Below are 6496 nucleotides of genomic sequence, written 5' to 3'. Positions count from 1 at the left end.
CAGCGCATCTTGGTTTTCACCAGGCTGCGGCGATGGTAACCGCTCCATTTCCTCCAGATCGCTCGTCCCAGGCGCCGGGTAGCACGCAGTATCTCGTTTCGGACATGCGCGCCCAACCGATTTTCCTTCCACGGCTTGGCATTCTTCCGGGTAGGAATCACCGCCTCGGCTTTTCGCTTGGCAATCGCTTCATGGCAGCCTTTGGTGTCGTAGGCACCATCGCCACTTAGAGCGGCTAACAAAAGTCAGTTTCACGTCTGAGGCAAGGCGCGCCGACGCAGGCAGTACTTGAGTACGGCAAGTCGGCGCAACGCAGCATCAGGAGTTTTGTTAGCCGCTCTTAGAGTCCAAGCTTAATTTACCTGATTTCTCTGCAAGTGATTCGGCATAGGCCGCCGGTGTCAAACCGCCCAGTGCTTTCTTCGGCCTTTCATTGTTATATTTCTTTCGCCAAGCTTCGATTACAACTTGGGCATGGCGCAGGCTGGTGAACCAGTGTTCGTTCAGACACTCATCCCGGAAACGCCCGTTAAAGGACTCGATGTAAGCGTTCTGATTGGGCTTGCCAGGTTCAATGAGAAAAAGCTGAACCCCACGGACGTGTGCCCAGGTCAACATCGCACGGCTGCAGAATTCCTTGCCATTATCGGTCCGGATGGCTTTGGGCAGGCCACGTGTCTTCGCCAGCTGGTCGAGGACGCGGGTCAGATGCAGGCCTCCCATCGCCCGTTCCGGAACAATGGCGACTGCCTCATGCGTGGCATCATCGACCACCGTCAGATTCTTGATGACACGCCCCTCTGCCGTTCGGTCGAATACAAAGTCCATCGACCAGACCTGATTGGCCACCAAAGGACGAGCCAGTGGGTGACGGTCTGCCACGGGGATTTTCTTGCGCTTGCGCCGGCGGATTTGCAGACCCGCCTCGGCATAAAGCCGGTCCACCCGCTTGTGATTGACCTGTATGCCCTCCTGCCGCAGCTTCAGGTAGATCATGCCGGCGCCGTAACGCCGGTGACGTTGTGCAAGCGCGATGATTTTTGCTCTCAAGGCGACATTGCGGTCGGTGGCTGGCTGGTAACGGAATGCACAGGGAATAAATTCGGCGGAGGTTCTCCAGATTCACCACATGTGGGCTGGTTTTGGTGAACGGACTTCTCTCTACGAGGCGATAGTTCTGTGGGAGAAGAAATGGGGGATAGAGTGCGTGGCCAAGTCGGCGCTGTTGCACAAATCCTGAACAGGGCGAGACTCCCCTTTCCCCAAATAAATTTACGCCACAGCCACCGTACAAGGACGGCCCAGCATGCTGAAACGGTTCAAGATGGCAGCGCGTACTTGCAGCTCTGTGAGGTTGGGCGCAGATTTCGGATACCAAGCGTAGCCAGGTAAACTGGCATACGGAGGTACCGATGTACACAGGGCCTCCGCACTCGGATATCATAATGGAGCAAGCCCAAGAAACTGGGCTCGCACATCATCATCCCAGGCGGCCGCCTTGCGTTTGATCCGCATGCTCATCTTGCCGCTCCATCGTCCACGACACGGGCTGGCCGCAACGGCAAGTAAAAATGCTTCAGCAAGGAGAGGCAACCTTCATAGCCCCAAAAAGCGCACAAGCAATCGTCCGGCTGGGTAAACAAGTAAATATACTTATAAATTTTTTTTTAAATGTAGCCTATAGATATTAATGTACGACTCACTCTCAAGGGTAGCCAGCGTGAAAGCCTTCTAACACCTAAGATTCGTCCAGATTGACCGGAAACAGTCGATTTAGACTGAAAGCGGGGATGAAAATCGGCACAGCAAGTACCAACAACGGTTGTCAACCCGGCTTAATGTCCTTCTACGTTTAGATTTGGTCAGAAATGCCGGTTATTTAAAGTGCTACGTCGTACTCCCTGCACTATCTGCATCGGTGCGCCTCGCCTTAGCCATCAAACTGGGTTTTGTTAGCTACTCTAACTCTGTGAGGGTTATGTTATGAAATGTATTGTTCTTATAGCTATTTTTTTTCAACTATTAGCAAGCGGCATCTGCATGGCAGCTTGCCAGGACGGCCATTTTGAGTTTAATAATGACCAGTCAGATAGAACCATGTGGATGTCCCGAGTTGTAGATGATGTCAGATTATCAAACATGTCAATTCTAGGGACGCACGACTCGATGACTGCACCGGTGGGGCAGGCAACTGGTCTCGGATATGTAAAAACCCAAATTATGCCATTTCAAGATCAATTGAACAGTGGAGTGCGCTTTCTTGATTGGCGACTACGCCGCAATGGTAACTGCCAAAATCGGTTAATGTTTTATCATGGCACTGTCAAAGTTTCTGATATCAATCTTGATCAAGCGATAAGTTATGTAAATCAGTGGTTGAAATGGCACCCGGGGGAAACCATTTTAATTCGTGTAAAGAATGAAGCAGGCTCAGATGAAAAAGAACCTGATGATTTCGCCAGGAGAGTTAAAGAGGCTTTTCAAAGCAGTAATTTATATGTGTATACCAACACAGTCTCTCAATCTGATAACCCTAAACTCGAGGACGTTAGAGGCAAGATTGTTATTCTTAAAGATTATGATGAGCGCGGGTATGGAATATATTCCATACCGTATGATAAAAACATGCAAAATCAATTTGATCTATGGGATCCTTCAAATTACTGCACATATTGCAGCTCCAATGAACTAGCTACGATTAAAATGGATAACGAAAAAGAAGGAATTAAAAAGGGCATTGGTTACGGAGCTCCAATTGGAATGTCAAAAATAAATTTGACGTACACATCTGCCAGCACATACGATGGGACAAATAACCAAGCAACCACACCCCTAGAATATGCTGAGCGCATTAACTGGCAAAAACTGATACCAACTGTAAATTCAATGCCTGAATCCCAAGTCATTGGTGTGGTCGTAGTGGATTTTTATGGGCGCGATTGGCCGCAGGATTTTATATATGACAGAAACACATTCAAAAACCCCTGTCACTACTGGTCATCAAATAAAGAAGGTGTTGTTGGGGATATTTATCGTTACAGAAATCCATATTCAAACAGGTTGGAATATTTTCTCTTAAAAAAACCACACTATTCATATTTCCCTGTAGATGCTACTAGCAATGAGGAATGGGATTATCGTGGCACAAATCGCTTATGCAACTAGGATTGTCTTCGTTGCGTAAATCAAAAATATGTAAAAAACGGCTTTATTTTTATGAAAAAATGCGCTTACCGGGGGGGGCAATTTTCAGCAACGTTCCAACCAGTAAGCGCGGCTTTGTTAAGGAAGGTCTGAACAAGTCCCCAACCTTCCCGTAAACTGACGCATTGTCAGTCAGATCCAGGACCCCAGCATGCGACAGCAGATGACCCTATCCGCTGTCCACCATGCTGCGCGTCTACTGCCTGCAGCAGTGGTACAGCCTGTCCGACCCCGCCATGGAAGAAAGCCTGTACGAGATCGCCTCCATGCGCCAGTTCGCCGCCCTCTCCCTGGATGCCATCCCGGACGAAACCACGCTGCTGAACTTCCGCCATCTGCTGGAGAAGCACCAACTGACCCACACCTTGTTTGCCGCCATCCACCAGCATCTCTGCGACAAAGGGCTGATGTTGAAGCAAGGCACCATCGTCGATGCCACCCTGATCCACGCGCCCAGCGCCACCAAGAACGCCCAGGGCGAGCGCGGTCCGGCGCAGCTACTTACCCCCGCCGGTCAAAGGGGTCCCCATTCCGAAGAAGTCAGGTGGTGTGCGTATGTTGGGCGTGCCCACGGTTGCTGACCGGGTGGTGCAGACGGCGGTCAAGCTCCTGCTGGAGCCGCAAATCGACCCGATGTTCCATCCAAACTCCTATGGCTATCGACCTGGGCGCTCTGCCCATGACGCGATTGCCTTGGTGAGGCGGCGAAGCTGGAAGTACGACTGGGTTGTGGAATTCGATATCAAGGGTCTCTTTGACAATATCGACCATGATCTGGTCATGCGCGCGCTCAAGAAGCACTGCCAGACCCCATGGGTTCTCCTGTACGTGGAACGCTGGCTGAAAGCGCCAATGCAGACTGCGGACGGGGCTCTTCTGGAACGGACGCGCGGCACGCCGCAAGGCGGCGTCGTGAGCCCGTTGCTGGCCAACCTGTTCCTGCACTACGCCTTTGATGTTTGGGTCGCTCGCAATCTCAGAAGCGTACGGTTCTGTCGCTATGCTGATGACGGAGTGGTCCATTGCAAGAGCTTGGCTCAGGCCAAGCTGGCGTTAGACAGGATCGGCGAGCGGTTCCGAGAATGCGGCCTCGAATTGCATCCGGGCAAGACAAGGATCGTCTACTGTCGGGACGTCAATCGGCGGGCTGCGCATCCTGATGTCCAGTTCACCTTCCTGGGATACACCTTCCGGCCGCGAAAAGCGGTGGACAAGTATCAGCGGGTCTACGTGAACTTCGCCCCGGCGGTTAGCCGTGACGCCCTCAAGGCGATGCGGCAGACTATCCGGGGATGGCATCTGCAACTGATGTGCGACCGCGAATTGGGCGATCTGGCTGCCATGTTCAATCCGATTCTGAGGGGGTGGCAGCAGTACTACGGTCGCTTCCATGGCTCGGCAATGTCGGTGATCTGGAAACACATGAATGACTACCTGGTGCGCTGGATGATGCGCAAGTACAAGACCCTCGCTCGCCATAAAACGCGGGCGAGACACGCCCTCGGGCGGCTTGCGCGTCGATTCCCGACTGCCTTCGTGCATTGGGGAACGGGATGTCTTCCTGCGGTTGGATGATGGGAGCCGGATGAGTCGAGAGGCTCACGTCCGGTTCTGCGAGAGGCTGGGGGTGAAATTCCCCCGGCCTACTCACCCCTACATCCGCACCTGGCAGGGCTGGCTTTACTTGGCGGTGGTGATCGACTTGTTCTCACGCAAGGTGGTGGGCTGGTCGATGAAACCGACATTGAACCGTGAATTGGCGTTGGACGCCCTGCTGATGGCGCTGTGGCGGCGCAAGCCTACTGGTCGCGTGCTGGTTCATTCGGACCAAGGGTCGCAATATGGCAGTGATGACTGGCACCGTTTCTGCGTCTCCCACGACCTTGAACCCAGTATGAGTCGACGTGGTAATTGCTGGGATACTCAGTCCAAAATGATCTTCGAACGTCGGGCTGATCTGACCCGTGCTGGGATTGGCCGAGCTGCCTTGGCATTGACCTGTCGATCGGTTTCCGGCGTTCCCCGAGCATTGCCGGGCCCAACGTTGGTGACCTGATAGGAGCTTTGTTCTGCACCATGAGTGTCCTGTCCTGCGAGTGGGGTTGGCGATGCGTCTACTGCAAGGGAGACCCGCATGGAGCAAAACGAAGTCATTCTGGGTGTCGACACGCATTTGGATGTACATGTCGGAGCCGTGATCAGTGAGACGGGCAAACTCCTTGGAACGCTATCGACACCAACCGATACATCCGGTTATTTCAAGCTGCTAGCTTGGGCAAATTCGTTCGGGCATGTGCTCCGTGCTGGAGTCGAAGGAACTGGCACCTATGGAGCTGGCCTAGCCCGTGTGCTGCGTGACCACGAGATCGAAGTGCTGGAAGTCAACCCGTCCTGACCGGGCAGCACGCAGGTCCCAGGGAAAGTCCGATCCCACCGATGCGGAAAATGCCGCACGTGCAGTTCTCTCAGGGAAGGCAACTGCCCTTCCTAAAGTGCAGTCCGGAGCAGCTGAAGCGATGCGAGCGGTTTCGGTTGCCCGGCGTAGTGCCGTGAAGGCGAAGACGCAGGCCATCAATCAGTTGCGCGCATTGCTGGTAAGCGCACCACAGGAGATTCGTGAACGGCTTCTGAAGGTGAGGACGGCAGAGTGCGTGGCGAGCTGTGCCCGCTTGCGCTCATTAGGCGACACGCCCATCCTGCAAACCTTGGCAGTCACTTTACGCCTGCTGGCCAAACGCTGGCTAGCACTGGCGGAGGAGCTGGGCGTCCTCGATGGCGTGCTTGATCGCCTGACCAGCCAGCATGCTAGGCGACTTCGAGAGCGCTTCGGCGTAGGCCCGCAAACGGCGGCGGTACTCGTTGCCGTGGCAGGGGACAACCCGGAACGCCTGAAAAGCGAAGCTGCAATGGCCGCTCTTTGTGGCGTCAGTCCTTTGCAAGCCTCGTCTGGCAAAAAGGTCCGGCATCGTTTAAATAGGGGCGGCGATCGTTCGGCGAATAACGCCTTGTGGACTATTGCCATGGTACGCATGCGTAGTGACCCTCGGACGCGGGCGTATGTTGAACGTCGAACCAAGGAAGGCATGTCGAACAAGGAAATTCATCGCTGCCTGAAGCGCTACATCGTCAGAGAGCTATACCCACTCATTCTGGCCGATCTAGCCGGTTCGATGCACTCAACTTGACATAGGAGCGTCAACGCCGTGGCAGAGTCCTTCTTTCACAGTCTGAAGAAGGAGCGTATCCGCAAACGGATTTACAAAACCCGCGACTTGGCCAAGTCAGATGTATT

The 6496-nt window shown here is 53.6% G+C and carries 4 protein-coding genes and 5 pseudogenes; 7 read left to right on the top strand and 2 right to left on the bottom strand.

All coding sequences use genetic code 11. The annotated features are described in order from the left end of the window. A pseudogene (locus BR71_RS23900) lies at nt 1-239 on the bottom strand (transposase); the annotation flags it as partial. Nucleotides 240-330: 91 nt separating this feature from the next. Then, nucleotides 331-1089 (bottom strand): annotated as a pseudogene (locus BR71_RS19565) (IS3 family transposase); the annotation flags it as partial. A gap of 894 nt (nt 1090-1983) precedes the next feature. Between BR71_RS19565 and BR71_RS23895 the strand changes: the two are divergent. The 7 genes and pseudogenes from BR71_RS23895 to BR71_RS24385 form a co-directional block, all read left to right on the top strand. After that, complete coding sequence (locus BR71_RS23895; protein WP_081862756.1) at nt 1984-3165, top strand: phosphatidylinositol-specific phospholipase C domain-containing protein; 1182 nt, start codon at nt 1984-1986, stop codon at nt 3163-3165. Nucleotides 3166-3371: 206 nt separating this feature from the next. Beyond that, nucleotides 3372-3719 (top strand): annotated as a pseudogene (locus tag BR71_RS19555) (transposase); the annotation flags it as partial. Nucleotides 3720-3753: 34 nt separating this feature from the next. Then, nucleotides 3754-4779: a group II intron reverse transcriptase/maturase gene (ltrA, locus tag BR71_RS19550; RefSeq protein WP_244269668.1), complete on the top strand. Its 1026-nt coding sequence runs from the start codon at nt 3754-3756 to the stop codon at nt 4777-4779. A 79-nt stretch (nt 4780-4858) separates the two neighbouring features. Continuing rightward, nucleotides 4859-5125 (top strand): annotated as a pseudogene (locus tag BR71_RS23890) (DDE-type integrase/transposase/recombinase); the annotation flags it as partial. A 213-nt stretch (nt 5126-5338) separates the two neighbouring features. Continuing rightward, a complete protein-coding gene (locus tag BR71_RS25025) occupies nt 5339-5599 on the top strand; it encodes an IS110 family transposase (RefSeq protein WP_208854911.1) in 261 nt (86 codons plus the stop codon). Beyond that, nucleotides 5550-6389, top strand: coding sequence for a transposase (locus BR71_RS19545; protein WP_341860356.1), 840 nt, complete (start codon nt 5550-5552; stop codon nt 6387-6389). The genes BR71_RS25025 and BR71_RS19545 overlap by 50 nt, the downstream gene beginning before the upstream one ends. Nucleotides 6390-6401: 12 nt before the next feature. After that, a pseudogene (locus BR71_RS24385) lies at nt 6402-6496 on the top strand (IS3 family transposase); the annotation flags it as partial.

Origin of the sequence: Chromobacterium haemolyticum DSM 19808, assembly GCF_000711885.1 — a bacterium.
GTDB classification, from domain to species: Bacteria; Pseudomonadota; Gammaproteobacteria; order Burkholderiales; family Chromobacteriaceae; genus Chromobacterium; species Chromobacterium haemolyticum.
Note: the sequence above shows the minus strand (reverse complement) of the source record. Positions and strands in the feature narration are given on the sequence as shown.